The sequence below is a fragment of the Arcobacter peruensis genome (assembly GCF_003711085.1).
Classification (GTDB): Bacteria; Campylobacterota; Campylobacteria; order Campylobacterales; family Arcobacteraceae; genus Poseidonibacter; species Poseidonibacter parvus.
Genome location: NZ_CP032363.1, coordinates 1,824,194 through 1,843,386, shown reverse-complemented (window position 1 = coordinate 1,843,386; position 19,193 = coordinate 1,824,194). Strand labels below are relative to the sequence as shown.

Below are 19,193 nucleotides of genomic sequence, written 5' to 3'. Positions count from 1 at the left end.
AGATATTCTTTAGTTTTATCTAAGACCTCTATTTATCGTCAAAGTTACCAATAATCTCTTTAGCTTTTTGTAAAGCTTTATCACTTGAATCTTTATCAAATGTAAGAGCAACAGCCATTCTTCTTCCTACATGGCTTTGAGGCTTACCAAATACTCTTATAATTGAATCTTTTGTAAATGACTGATCAAAAATATCTATTGCTGGATTAAAGCTATCATTTCTTGCTTTATAAGCAGCACTTGCACCCGCACCATAATCAATATAATCTAAAGGTAATCCTAAAACAGCTCTTACATGAAGTGCAAATTCACTTTGACTTTGTGTAATCATAGTAACCATTCCTGTATCATGAGGTCTAGGACTTACTTCAGAAAAATAAACTTCATCTCCTTTTACAAACATCTCTACACCAAAAATACCACGACCACCAAGCCCATCAGTAACAGTTTTAGCAATATTTTGTGCTTTTTTCTTAGCCTCTTCACTCATATTCATTGGTTGCCATGAGAAAATAAAGTCACCATCTTGTTGTATGTGACCAATTGGTTCACAAAATACAGTTTGTTTTTCATTTCGTACAGTAAGCATTGTAATTTCATAATCAAAAGTGATAAACTCTTCAACAATCAACTCACTAGCATCTCCTCTAGCTTCTTTTGCAATTTCCCATGATTTTTCAATATCATCAGGACTTTTTGCAACACTTTGACCATGACCTGATGAACTCATAACTGGTTTAATTACACAAGGAAAGCCCATTTTTTGTGCAGCTATTTTTAAAGCGTCTAAAGTAGTAACAAATTCATACCCACCTGTTTTAACACCAAGTTCAACTGCTGCAAATTCTCTAATATTTTTTCTATTCATTGTTTTATTAACAGCATCAGCATTTGGAATTACATGAAAACCTTCTTTTTCAGCTGTAAAAAGCGCTTGAATATTAATAGCTTCAACTTCTGGTAAGATATATGTAGGGTTTTCTCTTCTAATTACATCAAGTATTTCATTTTCATTTTTCATATTGATTGTATATGATTTATTTGCTACTAATTGTGCAGGTGCGTTATTATAGCTATCAACGGCAATTGTCTCAATACCTAATCTTTGTGCTTCAATCACTACTTCTTTCCCAAGTTCTCCACTTCCTAAAAGCATTATTTTTATTGAGTCAGATTTTAATGGTGCTGTAAAATTCATTTATTTTCCTTATGTTTATTTAATTTGTTGATAAAATCTTTTATCATATTTCTTTAGATTGTTTTTTAAAATTACTTTTTTTAAAATTCTTAAATATTCTTCTGCAATTCCTGAATAGTTTATCATAGTTTGTGAAAGTTCAAGACCTGTTGGTTTCTTATTTTTTAATCTTATTGCATATCTTTTTTTATGAAAAGCTTTATAGGCATTATTTCTATTAAGGTTTAGCATATAAGCATTAACTGATGCTTGCATTGTTTTAAACACTCTAATAAAGTGTTTAGCTCCAGCATTTCTTTGTTTTGGAATCATTCCAATTTTTGAACTATATGTCCAATGCCCAAATATATTATTTGCTTCTTTTACAAAACGACTTTTCCCCCAACCACTTTCAATCGCAGCTTGAGATAGACTCAACGCTGGAGGAATTACATCAATTTTACTCATATAAGATTTTAAATCATAAAGCTTTTTAATTCGGTATTTTTTCTTTATTTTTAAAAGTTTTAAGAATTCATCTGAATTAGTATCAATATTCAATAAGTTAGAATTTAATACATTTTTTACAAAATTTCTTTCTTTTAAAATCTTTTCATTTTCATTTTTACTTAGTTTATAAATATATTCGAAAAAATAAATCTTTTGCTTTTCTCTATCTTTAATCTCAAAATACTCTTTTGGCATACCTTTTGCAAAAATAGCTGAGCTAAATAGTAAGATAAAGAATAAAAATTTATTTATTAACATTTTAAAAACTTGTAGTAAAAACTTTTTTAACAGCACCTTTGAAATAAATAGTACTATCAATCAAAGATAAAGTAAGTTCTTCCCCACTTTTTGGGTAAACAAAAGTTTTGTCTTTTACTAAATTTAGATTATTTGCTCTTAAAAAACAAGCTGCCATTCCAGTTCCACAAGCTTGCGTTTCACCTTCAACACCTCTTTCATAAGTTCTTACTTTTAAAACTTTTCCATCTTTACTATCTTCTATTTTTGCAAAGTTAACATTTGCATTATGTTCATATCTCATTTTTGCACACAAGTCATGGTCATACTTTTCTAAGTCATCTACAATGGTTACCAAATGTGGAACCCCAGTATCCACTAAATACCAAGTGAATCCTTCTTGCTCGAACTGTTCTTTTATAACAATTGGAGCTGTTAATTGTGTTTCAACGATTGAATTTTTAACAATAGATTTTATTAAACCTGCACCAGTTAAAAAGTTCATAGTACTAGGTGCTAAATCATTTGTATACGCATAATGTGCACAAGCTCTCGTACCATTCCCACACATTGAAGCATCACTTCCATCACTATTGTAAAATAACCACTCAAAATCTGCATTTTCATTTGGAACTAGTACAATTAAACCATCAGCACCAATACCTTCTGTTCTATTACAAAGTTTTATAGCTTCTTGTGAATAATCTTTTTTTGTAAATGTATGAAAGATTACAAAATCATTTCCACTTGCAGAATATTTTGTATATGTCATGTAATTACCTTTATAATTTTTTTAATTTCATTTTCTAAATGTTTTAAATCTTTTGAGTTATCTATTATCAAATCAGATAAGCTCTTTTTTTCTTCAATATCCATTTGATTTGACATTTTTAATTTTGCTTCATCTTCACTAATATTATCTCTGTTCATTAATCTTTTTGTTTGTATATCTTTTGGAGTATATACTAGTAAAGATTTTGGTATTGGATAATGCATTTTTTCAAAAAATAAAGGAATATCTATAAAGTATGTTTTATTTTTTTCTTCTAATACTTTTGATTCTTCAATAATTTGCTTTTCTATTAAAGGATGAAGAAGTGCTTCTAGTTTCAATTTATTTTCTTCATTAGAAAATATAATTTTTCCTAGCTCTTTTCTTATTACTTTTCCATCTAAGACATATTTGTCTCCAAACATTGAAGCTATTTCATTTGAACTTTCATCTAATAATTTGTGTGCAATTTTATCCGCATCAATTATAGAAAAACCATGTTCTTTTAAAATGTTACAAACAGTACTTTTACCTGTTGAAATTCCACCTGTTAAGGCGATTGCATTTTTAAATAAATTTTTACTCATAAAAACAATTCTACAATAATAAATATTTATTTAAATTGAAGGAAGGTTTGTCTTTTCGGGCATTAATATTTATAAACATTTAGATATAATACAAAAATATTTAAAAATTAATCTAAGATTAAAGATAAGCTATTAAAAAGGTGAATAATGAGCACAGTAAGTTACAAAGACGCAGGCGTTGATATCGATGCAGGAAATCAGTTCGTAGAAAATATTAAACCACATGTTAAATCTACAATGATCCCTGGTGTTCTTGGTGGTATTGGTTCTTTTGCTGGTGCTTTTGAATTACCACAAGGTTACAAACAACCAGTTATTCTATCAGGTACTGATGGTGTTGGAACAAAATTAAAGTTAGCAATTGATGCTAAACAATTTGATACAGTTGGAATTGACTTAGTTGCAATGTGTACAAATGATTTATTATGTAATTTTGGAGAACCATTATTTTTCCTAGATTATTATGCAACTGCAAAACTTGAAGTTGAAGAAGCAACTTCTGTTGTAAAAGGTATTGCTGAAGGATGTATTAGATCTGAGTGTGCACTTGTTGGTGGTGAAACTGCTGAAATGCCGGGAATGTATAAAGACGGCGATTTTGATTTAGCTGGTTTTTGTGTTGGAATTGCAGAAAAAGAAGAGCTAAATAGAATTGAAAAAATTGAAGTAGGAGATACTTTAATTGCCTTACCATCTTCTGGTGTTCATTCAAACGGTTTCTCTCTTGTTAGAAAACTATTATTAGAAAAATTAGGAATGAGTTTAGATGATGATTTCCAAGGTAAGCCTTTAAAAGATGTATTATTAGAGCCAACTAGAATTTATGTAAAAGAATTCAAAGCTAATAAAGAAAATATCAATGCCTTAGCACATATTACAGGTGGTGGAATTACAGAAAACTTACCAAGAGTTTTACCTGATAATTTAAAAGCTGTTGTAAAAAGAGATTCAATTAAAGTATTACCTATTTTTGAATTTATGGGACAACATGTAGAACTTGAAGAAATGTACAGAACATTCAATATGGGTGTTGGTATGATTTTAGTTGTAAATCCTGCAAATGTTGATGCAGTTCTAGCTAACACTGATGGTTATGTTATTGGTGAAATTGCAGCTGGAGAAAAAGGTGTTGAATTTATTTAATAAATTCAATTTCTTCTTTTAGATTTAAAGCCTAAACTCAAAAGAGTTTAGGCTTTTTTTATGTCTTCATAAAACTTTAAAATATCTACAACTTTTGATGCATAGCCCCATTCATTATCATACCAAAGTAAAAGTTTAATCATTTTTCCATTTTTTACATCTGTATAACGGTGGTCAATAATAGTTGTGTATTTTTCTTTTTTGAAATCACTTGAAACTAAAGGTTCATTATTATTTAGCATTACTTTAAATTCTTGATTATTTTCATACTCTTCGAAAATATCGATAATTTCTTCTTTTGAAGAAGCTTTCTGAACAAATAATGTTACGTTTATAGCTCCTACTGTATCAGTTGGAACACGAAGTGAACTTGAAGAAATTAAAGTAGAATTAAACTTAGGTAATACATATGAACAAGCTTTTATAGTTGTAGTTTTGTTTGGAATAATATTTTGTGTAGAAGACCTTCCAAACTCAAAATTGTATTCTACATTTCTTGTTTCACTAGCAACAAAACTTCCATCTAAAACTCTTTGATGATTTAGTAAAGGATGAACTGTAACAATATCAGCACATAGTATTTGCTTTTTATCATCAAGTAGTTTTAATGCTGGAAGTAGTGCTGTTGCATTACAAGAACTTGTTGAAATTACTTTATGCTCTTTATAATCTAGTTCTTTCTCATTTGCTCCCAAAATTACATTTATGTCAGCTTTTGAGTTTGGATGTGTTAAAAATATAGCTTGGACATCCAAACTTTTTAAAAGTTTTATATCCTCTTTTTTCCCACTTGCATCGATTATAATATCAATATTTGATAAATCAATATCACTTAATGTTTTAAAATTAAGTACTTCTATCTTTGTAAAACTATTTTTTATAAAGTTTTTATTTACAATTTTAAACTTATCCTCTAAAGCTCCATATGTTGAATCATAGTTTATTGAATAAACTATATTTTCAAGGTAAGGATTTATTTCATTAATAGCTAGGATGTCAAAGTCTTTATTTTGCATTAGCTGTTTTAAAACAGCTTTTCCAATTCTTCCTATACCATTTATTAATACTCTTGTTTTCATAAGCTAAAACCTATACAAATTATTTTTTAGGATTGTATCATAAAAGGGAAATTTTGAAAATAGTATTATTTTGATACAATCATCTTTTATATAAGATTTTATTATATTAATTTATAACTTTTTTTGATATAAATCAATAAAAATTCTTTTCATGTTTGCTAAAGTTCTAAGAAAGGATTAAAAATGAAAACGATTATCGTTATGTTTATTGCTTTATTAGGAATAAGCCTTCAAGCAGATGTAGAAAATGGAAAAAAACAATATCTAGCAAATTGCGCTATATGTCATACTGTAAATGGTGGAAGTGCATTTGGAAAAGATTTTAATATTGTATCTTATACAAGAAAAAAAGAAGATATTAAGGCTTATATAAAAGATCCTTATTCTAATTTTGAAAGATTTGGTTATAGCGCAAATGCAATGCCAACATTACCTTTAAAAGAAAAAGATATTGATGATATTACAGATTATATAGACTCTTTACAACCGTTTAAAGTGTGGATGAAGAAATAGTTATGCTCTTTTTGTCATTGACATAAAAATAGCTGCAATTATTAAAAAAACTCCAGTTATTCTGTTTTGAATTTTCATAGCTTTTACATCTTTTATTAAAAATTTTAGTCTTGAAGCCATAGAAGAATATCCTGTCATTACAATAATATCAATAACACATAAAGTAAGACAAATTATTCCAAATTGTAGCCATAATGATTCATTAGGATTTAAAAACTGTGGTATGAAAGCTACTAAAAAAACTGTAGCTTTAGGGTTAGTTACATTTATAAGCGTTGCACTTACAAAAGCTTTTTTAGCACTATAGTCTTTTATTTGTTCCCCATCTTTGGCCAGTTCTACTTTTTCAAATATTTTAGATAATCCCATATATACTAAGTATAAAACACCAATCCATTTAATTATTGTAAATACTAAAACAGATTTTGCAATAATAGCTCCTAAGCCAATTACAACAATAAATGTTTGGATTAAAAGTCCAGCTTGTAATCCAAAAATAGCAGCATAAGATCTTTTAAGACCATATTTAATTCCATAGTTCATTGAAACAACAGCCCCTGCTCCAGGAGAGATTGAAATAGCAATAGTTGCTAAAAGTAGCGTTAACCAAACATTTAGTTCCATGGAAGTTTCCTTTTTATTTGGCAAATTATATCACAAAAGTATTTTAGAGATATTCCTGTCATATATATTTATTGTAAATTTTATAAAAATGTATTATAATATTATAAAAACTAACCAAACGGTTAGTTAGGATTTGGAATGACAAAAAAAGAGAAAATATTAATCATTGCAGAAGAAGAGTTTGCTAAACATGGTTATGATACAGTAAGTATGAATGATTTAGTAAAAAAACTTGATATGAATAAAGCTACGATTTATTATCACTATAAAGATAAAAAAAGTTTATATCAGACAATAGTTAAAAAAGCAATTACTAAATCTAATGAAAATATAAAAAAGATATTTGAACAAGAAAAAGAGAATAAAACTCTTTTAAGAGATTATGTAAATGCAATTATTTTAACAATAAAAGAAAATCCTAATATTGTTCCAATTGCTCTGCGAGAATTAGCAAACTTTGGAGCTAATATTGATGAAAGCTTCATTCCTTTTGTTGAAGAAGAAGTTAGTGCTTTACAGAAAGTATTAGATGGTTTTGATTTAAAAGAGGAATATAAAAATATGAATATTTATGCTTTTTATTCTTTTATTACTGGAACTATAAATAGTTTCTATGCCATTCAAATGTCAGACCTTCCTCTTGGAAATGATGAGGAATTAAAACAAAATAGCCAAAAGACTCTAGATTTTATTTCACATTTTATCTCAAATATAATCATAGATGCAATAGTAAAAACAAGGAATCAAAATGAAATATAGAATATTATCAATCTTAGTAGTATCAGCAGTATTATTAACTGGATGTATTAATGAAAAAGAAGAGGTTATAGAAAAACCAAGTACAAAAGTTGTAAAGATACTCGATTTAAAAAATAGCGAGAATTTTTCTAGGTCTTTTTCTTATCCTTCTGAAGTTTATGCTTTTCAAGATTCAAGTTTAGCTTTTGAAGTAAATGGAAAAGTTGTAAAGTTTTATTATAAAGAAGGACAAAAGATAAAAAAAGGTTCTGTTATTGCAAAACTTGATGATGCAATATATAAAGCAAACTATAATGCAGCTCGTGCTAATTACAATCAAGCTCTTGCTGATTATAATAGATATAAAAAACTTTATGAATCAAAATCAGTTGCAAAAATACAGTTTGAAAAACAAAGACAAAACCTACAACTTACAAAAGCAGCTATTCAAGTTGCAAAGAAAAATTTAGATGAAACAAAATTGCTTGCTGAGTTTGATGGAGTTATTGCAAAAAAAATGGTTAATGATTATGCAAGAATTACAGCAAAACAAGCAATTGTAAGACTTCAAGATAATTCATCATATAAAGTTAAGTTCTTTGTTCCTGAAAGTGATATTAGAAAAGTAAAAGGCGAGTTAAGTGTAGAGCATATTGAAAGTTTAGTAGATTTTTATATCACTCTTGGAAATGATAAAGATAAAAAATATAAAGCAAAACTAATAGATATTTCAACAACAGCTGAAAAAGTGACTCGAACATTTGAAGCAACCTTGCAAATGCAAGTTCAAGATAGTGTAACAATTTTACCAGGAATGACTGCACAAGTTAATGTAATTGAAAAAGAACAACATAAAAAAAGAGTTTTTATTCCTTATAAATCAATATTTACAAATACAAATAACAGTTCACTTATTTGGGCAGTTAATGAAGATAATAGGGTATATAAACAAGAGATAAAAATAGGAAATATATCTGGCGATTTAGTTGAGGTTTTAAGTGGACTTGATGGTGTATCAAAAATTGTAACATCAGGAATTAGGTTTTTACAAAACAATGATGAGGTAAAAGCTTATGAGAAAATAGGTGAATAAAATGGATTTTGCAAAATTTAGTTTAAAAAACAAATTGTTAATTTATGTACTTACAATTATAGGTGTTGCCTATGGTTTAATTGTTTATGAGCAAATAGGTAAACTTCAAGATCCTGAATTTACTATAAAAGATGCCTTAGTAATTACAAACTATCCAGGGGCAAGTGCAATTGAAGTAGAAAAAGAAGTTTCAAATAGATTAGAAGAAAGTATTCAAACTCTTCCTTTTGTAAAAAAAATAGTTACAAAAAACTCTTCTGAACAATCTTTTATAATTGTAACTATGAAAGATAAGTATAAAGCTGATGAGTTAAAGCAAATTTGGGATGAATTAAGAAAAAAAGTTACTACAACATATCTGCCTCCAAGAGTTCAAACGCCTTATATAAATGATGATTTTGGTGATGTATATGGAATAATGCTTGCTATTTATGGGGATGAATATACTTATGAAGAATTAAAAGATTATGTAGATTTTTTGAAAAAAGAGTTTATTTTAGTTGATGGAGTTGGTAAGGTCGATACTTATGGAGAACAACAACGTGCTTTAATTGTTGAAATAAATAAAGAAAAATTATCTCAATTAGGTATAACAAAAAACGCAATTATTCAAGAATTAAATTTAAAAAACCTTATTCCTAATTTTGGGAAAATAAATATAGGAACAGAGTTTATAAGAGTAAAAGCAGATGGTTTTAAAGATATAAAAGAGCTAGAAAATATTGTAATAAAAGGAAATAATAGTCAAGCTCAAATATTTTTAAAAGACATTGCAGTAATTAAAGATTCATATCAAGAGCCTTATTCAGAGATTTTAAAATATGATGGTCATAAGTCAATTGCTATTGGTATTTCCACTTCTGAAGGTGGAAATGTTGTAAAAATGGGTGAACTTATAAATGAAAAATTAAAACAACTAGAATCAAAAAAACCTCTTGGTATTCAAATAGGAACTATCTCAAATCAAGCTAGTGATGTTTCTTTATCAATAAACTCTTTTATGATAAATTTAGTACAAGCTGTTGCCATTGTAATTGTAGTTCTACTTATATTTATGGGATTAAGATCTGGTTTAATAATAGGAAGTGTTTTACTTGTAACTATTGTTATTACTTTTATTTTTATGCCATTATTTGGTGTTTTACTAGAAAGAGTCTCTTTGGGGGCTTTAATTATTGCACTTGGAATGCTTGTTGATAATGCCATTGTTGTAGTTGATGGTATTTTAGTTCGAATAAATAAAGGAATGGATGCAAAAGAAGCTTCAAGTCAAGTCGTAAAACAAACAGCCTTACCACTTCTTGCAGCAACTATTGTAGCAATTCTAGCTTTTGGAGCTATTGGTTTATCTGATGATGCTACGGGTGAGTTTACTCAATCACTTTTTTATGTTGTATTGATTTCTTTACTTTTATCTTGGGTTACTGCTATGTCATTAACACCAATTTTAGCAGTGCAGTTTTTAAAACCATCAAATCAAAAGAAAAAAAATAATGAAGAAGAAAAAGAAGAATATACTTCATTTATCTATAAAGCATACTCAGCACTTTTAAAATTTGCAATTAATCATAGATTTATCATAATTATAATTGCACTTGCAATGTTTACAGCTTCCATTATGGGATTTAAATATGTAAAACAAAGTTTTTTCCCTGATTCTTCACGGCCTCAGATTATTGTAGATTATTTTCTTCCTCAAGGAAGTTCGATTGAAACAACATCAAAGTATGTGAGTTCTTTAAATAAAGATATTCTAAATATACACGGAGTTAAGCATATTTCTACTTTTGTAGGAAGTGGTGCATTAAGGTTTCTTCTTACTTATGATCCTGAAAAACCAAATTCTGCTTTTGCCCAAATGTTAATTGATGTAGAAGATTATAAGCACTCTGATAAAATAATTAAAGATATTGAAACTTTAGGAAAAAATAGATATCCAGATATGAATGTATATGGAAAAAAATTTATTTTAGGACCTGGAGGTGGAGGAAAAGTTCAGGCAAAAATATTTGGTAATGATTTAGATAAACTTAGAGTTTATGAAGAGAAAGTTTATAAAATCATAGAACAATCACCATATTCAAAAGGTACTAGAAGCGATTGGAGAAATAAAGTAAAAGTCTTAAAACCTGTGATTTCTTATGAGAAAGCTAATTTAAATGGCATTACAAAAGATTCAATTGCCAATGCAATATTAGATACTTTCCAAGGTAGAACAATTGGGATTTATCGAGATGGAAAAGAGCTTTTACCTATAATTTTAAGATCAGCACAAAGTGAAAGAAGTGACATAAAAAATATTGAAAGTATTCAAATATTTTCAAATGTTGCAAATAAAATGATCCCTTTAAAGCAATTAATTACTTCATATGAAACAGTTTTTGAAGATGATATTATTTATAAATATAATAGAAAAAGAGCAATTACAATTCACTCAGACCCAATTGAAGGTAAACTTGCAAATGATTTACTTTTTGATGTAAAAGACAAAATTGATAATATAGATTTCGAAGATGGATATTATGTGCAATGGCATGGACAATATAAAAGTTCAAAAGATTCACAAAAACCAATTATTGAATCTTTACCACTATTTTTTATTATTATGGTTTTAATTATTATTGCTTTATTTAATTCAATTAAAAAAACATTAGTAATTTGGTTAGCTGTTCCTTTTGCACTTATTGGTGTTGTTATTGGTTTACTTGTTATGGATTTACCTTTTGGGTTTATGTCCCTACTTGGTTTTTTATCTCTTTCGGGAATGTTAATTAAAAATGCAATTGTTTTAATTGATGAAATAACATTAGAAAATGAAATAAATAAAATGCCTTTAAACAAAGCCATTCATCATTCAGGAGTCAATAGATTAAGAGCTGTTACAATGGCTGCACTTACGACAGCTTTAGGAATGATTCCTTTAGTTTCAGATCCATTTTTTGCATCAATGGCAGTTGTTATAATATTTGGTTTAGTAGTAGCTACTTTCTTAACAATGATTTTAGTTCCTGTATTTTATGCAATAATTTTTAAAGCTGAGAAATTATAATGAAAGACTTATTAAAAAAATTATGGTTTCAAGTAATTATTGGAATGCTTTTAGGTGTAGGAATTGGATTATTACTTTCACCTACTGCTTTTGCTTTAATATCAAAAGACTTAGCTTTTGCAATTGCTCCTTGGGTTGCATTAGTTGGTAATGTTTTTTTAGCTTTAATTCAAATGATTGTAATTCCCTTGGTTATGAGTTCAATTATTTTAGGAATTACAAGTGCAGAGGATACTCAAACATTAAAAGTATTAGGTTTGAAAATTGCTCCATATTTCGTATTTACAACAATAACCGCAGTTACAATTGGTATTTGTATAACATATTTTATACAACCAGGAAATTTTGTATCTGCTGATATTATAAATCAAATTTCATCTACACAAGTCGTTTTAAAAGAGACATCAGTTTTAAAGGATATTTCTATTCCTGATATGATTGTTGATTTAATTCCTGTAAATAGTGTAAAAGAAAGACTTGATGGTAATATTTTAGCTTTTGTAATTTTATCTATTTTTATAGGTGTGGCTTTAATGAGTATGAAAGAAGATGATGCAAAACCTTTAAAAGACTTAGCAAAATCTTTACAAGCTTTTTCTCTAACTGTTGTTTCATGGGCTATGAAATTAGCACCATATGCAGTTTTTGGATTGTTATGTAATATTACAATTAAAATTGGTTTTGATGCAATTTCTTCAATGTCGATGTATGTATTTACTGTGATTTTAGGCTTGCTTACTCTTCTTTGCTTTTATTTGATTATTGTTTATTTAAGTTCAAATATTAAACCTTTAGACTTTTTAAAAAGAATAAGAGAAGTTCAATTAATGGCTTTTTCAACTTCATCTTCAGCTGCTGTAATGCCTTTATCTATGAAAACAGCAGAAGAAGAGTTAAATATTCCAAGTCCTATTTCTAAGTTTGTAATACCTTTGGGAGCTACAATTAATATGGATGGAACAGCACTTTATCAAGTAAGTGCTGCAATATTTTTAACACAACTTTTTGGAATTGATTTAGATTTAATTGATGTTGTTATTTTAGCAGTTACAACTGTTGGTGCTTCAATTGGAGCGCCTAGTACACCAGGGGTTGGAATAATAATACTTGCAACAATTCTTCAAGGTTTAGGTGTACCACCTGATGGGGTTGCACTTATTTTAGGAGTTGATAGAATTTTAGATATGTGTAGAACAACTATAAATGTAACAGGAGATTTAACAGCTACAATTGTTATGAAAAAATTAGTTTCACTTTCAAGTAATTCAGAAGAATTAGCAAGAAAAATAAGTGATAAAAGTTAAGATTTAAGAAGATTAGGGATTTAATTTTAAATCCCTAATTAGCTTAAATTATTGAGCTTTAACACCTGCTAATTCGATGATTAATTTTACTTTTTCACCAATAGCAACACCACCTGCTTCTAATAAAGAGTTATATTTAATTCCGTAATCAAATCTATTAACCTCTCCTTCAAGTGTAACACCAACTCTGATTTTTCCTCTTGTATCTTTGATTGTTCTTCCACTTGTTTCTACTTCAAGTTCAACGTCTTTTGTAACACCTCTCATAGTAAGTTTTCCAAAAGCTTTATCTCCATCAACTTTATTTAATACAAAAGTAATTTCTGGAAATTGTTCTGCTGCAAAGAAATCAGATTCTTTTAAGTGATTATCTCTTTTTGCATTTGCTGTATTAATAGAAGCTACTTCTACAGTTCCCTTTAGAGATTCTAAAACATTTTTAGTTTCATCATATTCAAATGAACCTTTAAAATTATCAAATTGTCCAGTAACATTCGAAATCATCATATGCTTTACTTTAAACCCAACACTTGAGTGAGTCTTGTCTACATTAAATGATGCTCCAAAAAGTGCACTTGCTGTTAATATTGATGCTAATCCTAATTTTACTAATTTCATTTTTTTCCTTTTTATAATTAAATTTGTTATGTAAATTTTATTATACATATAATTAATAATGATTGTCAAGTTTAATAAGAAAATTTTTTAACCTTTTCATAATAAAGACTTAGATAAAATAATACGTTTTGCTATAAAGAAAGAAATAAGGAAACTAATATGTTATTAACTCCAGGACCTACTCCTGTACCAGAATTCGTAAGAAAAGCAATGGCTGATATTACGATTCATCATAGAACTCCAGAGTTTGAAGCTATTTTTGCTCAAACTAGAGAACTATTATTTGAACTATATGGAATGGATGAGGTTGTAATGCTTGCATCTAGTGGTTCAGGAGCTATGGAAGCTTGTATCACAAACTTAACACACAAAAAAGCCCTTACTATTAATTCAGGAAAATTTGGTGAAAGATTTGGAAAAATTTGTAAAGCTTTTGACATTGAATATACTGAAATTAAAAATGAATGGAACAAAGCTGTATCAGTAGAAGAAGTGCTGTATGCTTTAGATCAAGACCAAGATATTGATGCAATATTTATTCAAATTTGTGAAAGTGCTGGAGGATTAAGACATCCAGTAGAAGAAATTGCACAAGCTGTTAAAAAATTGAATAGAGATATTATGATTGTAGCTGATGGAATAACTGCAGTTGCTGTTGAAAAAATTGATACATCAAAACTAGATGCTGTAATTACAGGTAGTCAAAAAGCTTTAATGCTTCCACCTGGGCTTGCAGTAATTGGTTTATCAAATGCAGCAGTTGAAAAGATTGAGAAAAAACCAAGAGGTTTTTATTTTAATTTAGCAACTGAAATCAAACAACAAAGAAAGAATACAACAGCTTGGACAGCAGCAACAACACTTATCATTGGATTACGAGAAATTCTATCAAATATAAAAGAAAATGGTGGGTTTGATGCACTTTACACTAAAACTGCATTAAGAGCTAAGTCTTCAAGAAAAGCATTAAAAGCAATTGGTTGTGAAATATATCCAACAACTCCTGCTAATTCTATGACTACTGTGTATACAGAACATGCACCAGCTATTAGAAAAATATTAAAAACAAAATATGATGTAAATATTGCAGGTGGACAAGATCATATAAAAACATTAATTTTTAGAATTAATCATATGGGACTAGTTGAAGATAATGAAGCTGCATGGGTTTTAAATGCAGTTGAGTTAGCACTTGATGAATTAAAAATAAGAGAATTTGATGGAACTGCAAATAGAGTATTTTCTACAAATATGTTCAAAGGAAATTAGAATAAATGGTATTTGAACACGAAATTCCTAAAGGAAGTAGATTATATTTTGGAAAAGTAGCCCGAGCTAAAAGAGCTTTAGAAAATAAAGTATGTGCTATTTTAGATGATAAAGGTTTTGAGGAAATTATCACTCCAAACTTTTCATATTCGCAACATCAATCAATTGAAAATGAAAAAAAATTAATTAAATTTTCAGATGAAAAAAATGAGCAAGTTGCGCTAAGAGCTGATTCAACACTTGATGTAGTTAGAATTATTTCAAAAAGATTAGGAAGAACAACAACACATAAAAAATGGTTTTATGTTCAACCTATTTTTACATATCCTTCAACTGAAGAGTATCAAATTGGATGTGAGTGGATAGGTCATGATAATATTGCAGATATTATGAACTTAACTACAGATATTTTAAAAGCACTTAATGTAGAACCAATTTTACAAGTATCAAATATAAATATTCCAAAACTTGTTGCACAAGAATTAAATATAGATATTGATTTATTTAAAAATGGTGAAATAGCATCACTATTTAAATTAAAATGTGATTGGTTAAACAAATTGATAAAAGTAAAAAGTATTGAAGATTTAGAAGGTATTATAAACATTGTTCCTTCTTCAATACAAGACCAATTAAAAAAACTATTAACAAGAGCTAAAGAAGTTAATTATTCAAATATGATTATTGCACCGTTATATTATGGTTCTTTAAAATATTATGATGGTATTTATTACAGAGTTATTAGTGATAATTTGACAGTGTGTAAAGGTGGAATGTACTCAAGTGAGGGTTCATGTTCATTAGGTTTTGCACTTTATACAGATAGTTTATTAAAAATTTTAGAGGATTAATATGAGTAAAGCAGATTTAATTGTAGGAATACAATGGGGTGACGAAGGTAAAGGTAAGATGGTTGATATGCTTGCCCAAAATTATGATATGGTTTGTAGAAGTCAAGGTGGTCACAATGCTGGACATACAATCTGGGTTGATGGTGTAAGATATGCACTTCATTTAATTCCATCTGGAGTTTTAAATCCTAAAGCTATTAATATTATTGGAAATGGAGTTGTATTATCTCCTGAATCAATTATTAAAGAAATGGAACAATTTGGTGATTTAACTGGAAGATTATTCATTTCAGATAAAGCACATTTAAATTTACCATACCATGCTTTAATTGATCAAGCAAAAGAGAGACTAAAAGGTGATAAGGCTATTGGTACAACTGGAAAAGGAATAGGACCTGCATATGCTGAGAAAATTTCTAGATCAGGATTTAGAGTAGGTGAGTTATTAAACCCTTCTAAATTAACGACTGCAATTTTAGAATACTTTGCACAAAACAGAGCAATTTTTGATGTATTAGAAATTGATACTCCAAAAGAAGATGAATTACTAGAATTATTAACTTCTTACAAAGATGCATTAGCACCACTTATTGCAAACACAACAAATATGGTTTGGGATGCAATTGATGCTGATAAAAAAATATTATTAGAAGGTGCTCAAGGTACTTTACTTGATATTGACCATGGAACATATCCATATGTTACTTCTTCTTCAACTGTAAGTGCAGGTGCATGTACAGGTTTAGGAATTAGTCCAAAAGATATTGGAATGGTTACTGGAATTGTTAAAGCATATACAACAAGAGTAGGAAATGGACCTTTCCCATCAGAAGATTTTACAGACGAAGGTCAAAAAATTGCTGATATTGGAAAAGAAGTTGGAGTTACAACAGGTCGAGGTAGAAGATGTGGTTGGTTTGATGCAATTGCAGTAAAACACGCAGCTAGACTTAATGGTTGTGACCAGTTATCATTAATGAAATTAGATGTACTTGATGGTTTCCCAAAAATCAAAATATGTGTAGCATATGATTTAAATGGTGAAAGAATTGATTATATGCCATCTGATTTGGATAATGTAAAACCAATTTATGAAGAGTTTGACGGTTGGGATACACTTGTAGGTGCGAGAGATTATGATGCACTACCTGTTAATGCAAAAAAATATATTGAAAAAATTGAAGAAGTAACATCTGTTAAAGTAGGAATAGTTTCGACTTCACCAGAGAGAGCTGATACAATTATAAGGGGCTAATATCATGAGAATGAAGACACACCATACACCATATATTTCAAGAAGAATTACAAGAGATTTACTTACTTGCGAATTTGTTGAAATTAGAAAAGAAAAACATAGTATTGAAGCTCAAGTTGAAAGAATCTTAGATGAAGATATTGATAAAGAGTATGATTTAGACGAAAAAGTTGATAATATTCTTGATGAACAAGAAGAAGAAATAGAATTCCATAATGCTGATAGAAGACAGCTTTTTTGGATGACTAAAAAAAGATTAGCAAATGATTTTGGTGTAATATTAAATAATGAAGATAGATTTTCAGATATTGCACATCAAATTTTAGATTATTTATGGGATGAAGATTATATTCATTATAGATGTTCAGATAATCAAATTAAAAATGTAATTTTTGCTTCTATTGACCAATTTATGAAAGGTTTTGAAGAAGCAGACTCTGATGTATTAGCAAAACTTAAAACATATAAAAGAAAGCTAATACCAGGAACTGAAGATTATGACGTTGTTTATCATAGATTATATGAAGAAGAATTAATAAAAAGGGGATTGATTTAATATGCAAAAAGTATGGATATATTTAGAAAACGGAACATTTTTAGAAGCTAAGTCATTTGGAGCATCTGGAACATCTGTTGGTGAAATAGTTTTTAATACATCATTAACTGGTTACCAAGAAATTATTTCTGACCCATCTTACGCAGGACAATTTGTAACTTTTACAATGCCAGAAATTGGTAATGTTGGTGTTAATGCAAATGATATGGAAAGCAATACTTGCCACTGTAAAGGTGTATTAGTTAGAAATTATCACAATGATTATTCAAACTATAGAGGTGAAGATAATTTAGATTCACTATTAAAAGAACATAATGTTTTAGGTATTTGTTCTATTGATACAAGATATTTAACAAAAATGTTAAGAGATGAAGGAGCTATGATGATGATAGCTTCTACAGAAATTTCTTCAAAAGAAGAGTTAGCTAAGCAATTAGCAGCATCTCCTAGAATTGAAGATATTAATTATATTGAACAAGTATCAACTAAAGAGCCTTATATTCATAAATTTGGAGCATGGAATCATCAAGAACTATCTTATAACAAAGCTGTTATGAGTGATAAAAAAGTTGTAGTAGTTGATTTTGGAGTTAAAAGAAATATCTTAAATGAATTAGTTGAATCTGGTCTTGAAGTTGAAGTAATTCCATCTAATTTTAAAGCAGTTGATTTAATATCAAGATTTGAAGCAAAAGAAATTGGTGGTATTTTCCTTTCAAATGGTCCAGGTGATCCATTAACACTAACAGAAGAAAAGAAACAAGTTCAATTACTAATTGATGCTAATATTCCAATGTTTGCAATTTGTTTAGGTCATCAAATGTTATCAATTGCTCATGGTTTTGATACATACAAGTTAAAATTTGGGCAACATGGTGGTAACCATCCTGTAGCAAATCCAGATAATGTAGTTGAAATAACTGCACAAAATCATAACTATAATGTTCCTGATAATATTATAGAAATAGCAGAAATAACACACCAAAATTTATTTGATAATACAATTGAAGGTGTGAAATATAAAAATAAAGAGATTTTCTCAGTACAACATCACCCAGAAGCATCTCCAGGGCCGCATGAGTCGAAATACATATTCAACGAATTCGCCAAGATTGTAAAATAAGTCATCTTATTTTTGCAACTTCTGCGTTAAAAGTATAAATTCATTCGTCACGTACTTTATGTACGCTCCTTATGAATTTATACTTTTGCCTTGAACTTACAAAAAACAATAACTTCTTTTAGAATCTTGTTTATTTTAGAAGTTTACATAAAAAAAGGGAAAGAGTTTTTACTCTTTCCCTTTTTTTGTTCTATTGAAACGTAGATTATATTTTATAATACATACATTGTTAATAGCTGATATGTTCCAGATGTTGCAACTCCTGCAGCAATTCCGGCAACTATATCATCACCCATAACTCCCCAGCCACCTTTTACATCCCTATCAATTCTTCCAATAACTGAAGGTTTCCAGATATCAAAGATTCTAAAGTATATAAATGCAAGTGGTGCCATTATTATCATGTTTTCTTGAGTAATACCACAAATAGATATAGCAATCCACATTCCTGCTAATTCATCAATTACAATCTCTTTTCCATCATGCTGTCCAACTTCTTCTTCATATATATTAATTTGCTTTACAGCGATTACTGAAATTAATAGTGATAGTAAAAAAATAGTTGATACATGTACATATTCTATCAAAGGTAGTACTAATAATAAAGATACAAAAGAACCAACTGTTCCAGGTGCTACTGGACTTAGTCCTGAAAATCCTACTGTTAAAAAAAACTTTCTTAAATTCAAATTTGA

General features: G+C 28.5%; 19 protein-coding genes. 11 read left to right on the top strand and 8 right to left on the bottom strand.

Annotated features, from left to right (window positions below; genetic code table 11):
• Positions 1 to 28 precede the first annotated feature (28 nt).
• Genes purT through coaE form a run of 4 tightly spaced genes read right to left on the bottom strand, consistent with a single transcriptional unit; the run spans position 29 to position 3,283 of the window.
• Complete coding sequence (gene purT / locus D3Z07_RS09325; RefSeq protein ID WP_122893722.1) at positions 29 to 1,198, bottom strand: formate-dependent phosphoribosylglycinamide formyltransferase; 1,170 nt, start codon at positions 1,196 to 1,198, stop codon at positions 29 to 31.
• 15 nt (positions 1,199 to 1,213) lie between these two features.
• Positions 1,214 to 1,945, bottom strand: a complete 732-nt coding sequence (locus D3Z07_RS09320) for a glucosaminidase domain-containing protein (RefSeq protein ID WP_122893721.1) — start codon at positions 1,943 to 1,945, stop codon at positions 1,214 to 1,216.
• 1 nt (position 1,946) lies between these two features.
• A complete protein-coding gene (gene dapF / locus D3Z07_RS09315; RefSeq protein WP_122893720.1) occupies positions 1,947 to 2,696 on the bottom strand; it encodes a diaminopimelate epimerase in 750 nt (249 codons plus the stop codon).
• On the bottom strand, positions 2,693 to 3,283 hold the full coding sequence (gene coaE, locus D3Z07_RS09310; protein WP_122893719.1) for a dephospho-CoA kinase: 591 nt from the start codon (positions 3,281 to 3,283) through the stop codon (positions 2,693 to 2,695). Before coaE ends, dapF begins: the two co-directional genes overlap by 4 nt.
• Positions 3,284 to 3,430: 147 nt before the next feature.
• On the opposite strand from coaE, the gene purM reads away from it, so the two are divergent.
• A complete protein-coding gene (gene purM / locus D3Z07_RS09305; protein WP_122893718.1) occupies positions 3,431 to 4,426 on the top strand; it encodes a phosphoribosylformylglycinamidine cyclo-ligase in 996 nt (331 codons plus the stop codon).
• Positions 4,427 to 4,473: 47 nt separating this feature from the next.
• On the opposite strand, the gene D3Z07_RS09300 is transcribed toward purM, so the two are convergent.
• Positions 4,474 to 5,505, bottom strand: a complete 1,032-nt coding sequence (locus tag D3Z07_RS09300) for a glyceraldehyde 3-phosphate dehydrogenase NAD-binding domain-containing protein (protein WP_122893717.1) — start codon at positions 5,503 to 5,505, stop codon at positions 4,474 to 4,476.
• A 183-nt stretch (positions 5,506 to 5,688) separates the two neighbouring features.
• Here D3Z07_RS09300 and D3Z07_RS09295 point away from each other — a divergent pair, with 183 nt between their 5' ends.
• Positions 5,689 to 6,018 (top strand): c-type cytochrome, encoded by a 330-nt coding sequence (locus tag D3Z07_RS09295; protein ID WP_076083043.1) that lies wholly within the window; start codon positions 5,689 to 5,691, stop codon positions 6,016 to 6,018.
• Here D3Z07_RS09295 and D3Z07_RS09290 read toward each other — a convergent pair whose 3' ends face one another.
• Complete coding sequence (locus tag D3Z07_RS09290) at positions 6,019 to 6,642, bottom strand: LysE family transporter (RefSeq protein ID WP_122893716.1); 624 nt, start codon at positions 6,640 to 6,642, stop codon at positions 6,019 to 6,021. It lies immediately after the preceding gene.
• Positions 6,643 to 6,780: 138 nt separating this feature from the next.
• On the opposite strand from D3Z07_RS09290, the gene D3Z07_RS09285 reads away from it, so the two are divergent.
• From D3Z07_RS09285 to D3Z07_RS09270, 4 genes are read left to right on the top strand one after another with little or no spacing between them, the layout of a single operon-like run.
• Complete coding sequence (locus D3Z07_RS09285; protein ID WP_122893715.1) at positions 6,781 to 7,401, top strand: TetR/AcrR family transcriptional regulator; 621 nt, start codon at positions 6,781 to 6,783, stop codon at positions 7,399 to 7,401.
• Positions 7,391 to 8,473, top strand: coding sequence for an efflux RND transporter periplasmic adaptor subunit (locus D3Z07_RS09280; RefSeq protein WP_076083051.1), 1,083 nt, complete (start codon positions 7,391 to 7,393; stop codon positions 8,471 to 8,473). The genes D3Z07_RS09285 and D3Z07_RS09280 overlap by 11 nt, the downstream gene beginning before the upstream one ends.
• Position 8,474: 1 nt before the next feature.
• A complete protein-coding gene (locus tag D3Z07_RS09275) occupies positions 8,475 to 11,522 on the top strand; it encodes an efflux RND transporter permease subunit (protein WP_122893714.1) in 3,048 nt (1,015 codons plus the stop codon).
• Positions 11,522 to 12,826: a dicarboxylate/amino acid:cation symporter gene (locus D3Z07_RS09270; RefSeq protein WP_122893713.1), complete on the top strand. Its 1,305-nt coding sequence runs from the start codon at positions 11,522 to 11,524 to the stop codon at positions 12,824 to 12,826. The genes D3Z07_RS09275 and D3Z07_RS09270 overlap by 1 nt, the downstream gene beginning before the upstream one ends.
• A gap of 48 nt (positions 12,827 to 12,874) precedes the next feature.
• Here the strand turns inward: D3Z07_RS09270 and D3Z07_RS09265 are convergent, their stop codons facing one another.
• Positions 12,875 to 13,444, bottom strand: a complete 570-nt coding sequence (locus tag D3Z07_RS09265) for a YceI family protein (RefSeq protein ID WP_122893712.1) — start codon at positions 13,442 to 13,444, stop codon at positions 12,875 to 12,877.
• 159 nt (positions 13,445 to 13,603) lie between these two features.
• Here D3Z07_RS09265 and D3Z07_RS09260 point away from each other — a divergent pair, with 159 nt between their 5' ends.
• From D3Z07_RS09260 to carA, 5 genes are read left to right on the top strand one after another with little or no spacing between them, the layout of a single operon-like run.
• Positions 13,604 to 14,713, top strand: coding sequence for a pyridoxal-phosphate-dependent aminotransferase family protein (locus D3Z07_RS09260; protein ID WP_122893711.1), 1,110 nt, complete (start codon positions 13,604 to 13,606; stop codon positions 14,711 to 14,713).
• Between the two features lie 5 nt (positions 14,714 to 14,718).
• Positions 14,719 to 15,564, top strand: coding sequence for an ATP phosphoribosyltransferase regulatory subunit (locus tag D3Z07_RS09255; protein ID WP_122893710.1), 846 nt, complete (start codon positions 14,719 to 14,721; stop codon positions 15,562 to 15,564).
• A 1-nt stretch (position 15,565) separates the two neighbouring features.
• Entirely contained in the window at positions 15,566 to 16,819 is a 1,254-nt protein-coding gene (locus D3Z07_RS09250) for an adenylosuccinate synthase (protein ID WP_076083070.1), read from the top strand.
• Between the two features lie 4 nt (positions 16,820 to 16,823).
• Entirely contained in the window at positions 16,824 to 17,375 is a 552-nt protein-coding gene (locus D3Z07_RS09245; RefSeq protein ID WP_076083073.1) for a DUF507 family protein, read from the top strand.
• Between the two features lies 1 nt (position 17,376).
• Complete coding sequence (gene carA / locus D3Z07_RS09240) at positions 17,377 to 18,498, top strand: glutamine-hydrolyzing carbamoyl-phosphate synthase small subunit (protein WP_122893709.1); 1,122 nt, start codon at positions 17,377 to 17,379, stop codon at positions 18,496 to 18,498.
• Between the two features lie 212 nt (positions 18,499 to 18,710).
• Here the strand turns inward: carA and D3Z07_RS09235 are convergent, their stop codons facing one another.
• On the bottom strand, positions 18,711 to 19,187 hold the full coding sequence (locus D3Z07_RS09235; protein ID WP_122893708.1) for a phosphatidylglycerophosphatase A family protein: 477 nt from the start codon (positions 19,185 to 19,187) through the stop codon (positions 18,711 to 18,713).
• Between the last annotated feature and the right edge of the window lie 6 nt (positions 19,188 to 19,193).

Coding starts and splice junctions, on each gene's coding strand:
- D3Z07_RS09285 (WP_122893715.1), top strand. CDS start 6,781: ATGACAAAAAAAGAGAAAATATTAATCATTGCAGAAGAAGAGTTTGCT.
- D3Z07_RS09270 (WP_122893713.1), top strand. CDS start 11,522: ATGAAAGACTTATTAAAAAAATTATGGTTTCAAGTAATTATTGGAATG.
- coaE (WP_122893719.1), bottom strand. CDS start 3,283: ATGAGTAAAAATTTATTTAAAAATGCAATCGCCTTAACAGGTGGAATT.
- purT (WP_122893722.1), bottom strand. CDS start 1,198: ATGAATTTTACAGCACCATTAAAATCTGACTCAATAAAAATAATGCTT.
- D3Z07_RS09275 (WP_122893714.1), top strand. CDS start 8,475: ATGGATTTTGCAAAATTTAGTTTAAAAAACAAATTGTTAATTTATGTA.
- D3Z07_RS09295 (WP_076083043.1), top strand. CDS start 5,689: ATGAAAACGATTATCGTTATGTTTATTGCTTTATTAGGAATAAGCCTT.
- carA (WP_122893709.1), top strand. CDS start 17,377: ATGCAAAAAGTATGGATATATTTAGAAAACGGAACATTTTTAGAAGCT.
- dapF (WP_122893720.1), bottom strand. CDS start 2,696: ATGACATATACAAAATATTCTGCAAGTGGAAATGATTTTGTAATCTTT.
- purM (WP_122893718.1), top strand. CDS start 3,431: ATGAGCACAGTAAGTTACAAAGACGCAGGCGTTGATATCGATGCAGGA.
- D3Z07_RS09320 (WP_122893721.1), bottom strand. CDS start 1,945: ATGTTAATAAATAAATTTTTATTCTTTATCTTACTATTTAGCTCAGCT.
- D3Z07_RS09255 (WP_122893710.1), top strand. CDS start 14,719: ATGGTATTTGAACACGAAATTCCTAAAGGAAGTAGATTATATTTTGGA.
- D3Z07_RS09290 (WP_122893716.1), bottom strand. CDS start 6,642: ATGGAACTAAATGTTTGGTTAACGCTACTTTTAGCAACTATTGCTATT.
- D3Z07_RS09250 (WP_076083070.1), top strand. CDS start 15,566: ATGAGTAAAGCAGATTTAATTGTAGGAATACAATGGGGTGACGAAGGT.
- D3Z07_RS09260 (WP_122893711.1), top strand. CDS start 13,604: ATGTTATTAACTCCAGGACCTACTCCTGTACCAGAATTCGTAAGAAAA.
- D3Z07_RS09245 (WP_076083073.1), top strand. CDS start 16,824: ATGAGAATGAAGACACACCATACACCATATATTTCAAGAAGAATTACA.
- D3Z07_RS09265 (WP_122893712.1), bottom strand. CDS start 13,444: ATGAAATTAGTAAAATTAGGATTAGCATCAATATTAACAGCAAGTGCA.
- D3Z07_RS09300 (WP_122893717.1), bottom strand. CDS start 5,505: ATGAAAACAAGAGTATTAATAAATGGTATAGGAAGAATTGGAAAAGCT.
- D3Z07_RS09280 (WP_076083051.1), top strand. CDS start 7,391: ATGAAATATAGAATATTATCAATCTTAGTAGTATCAGCAGTATTATTA.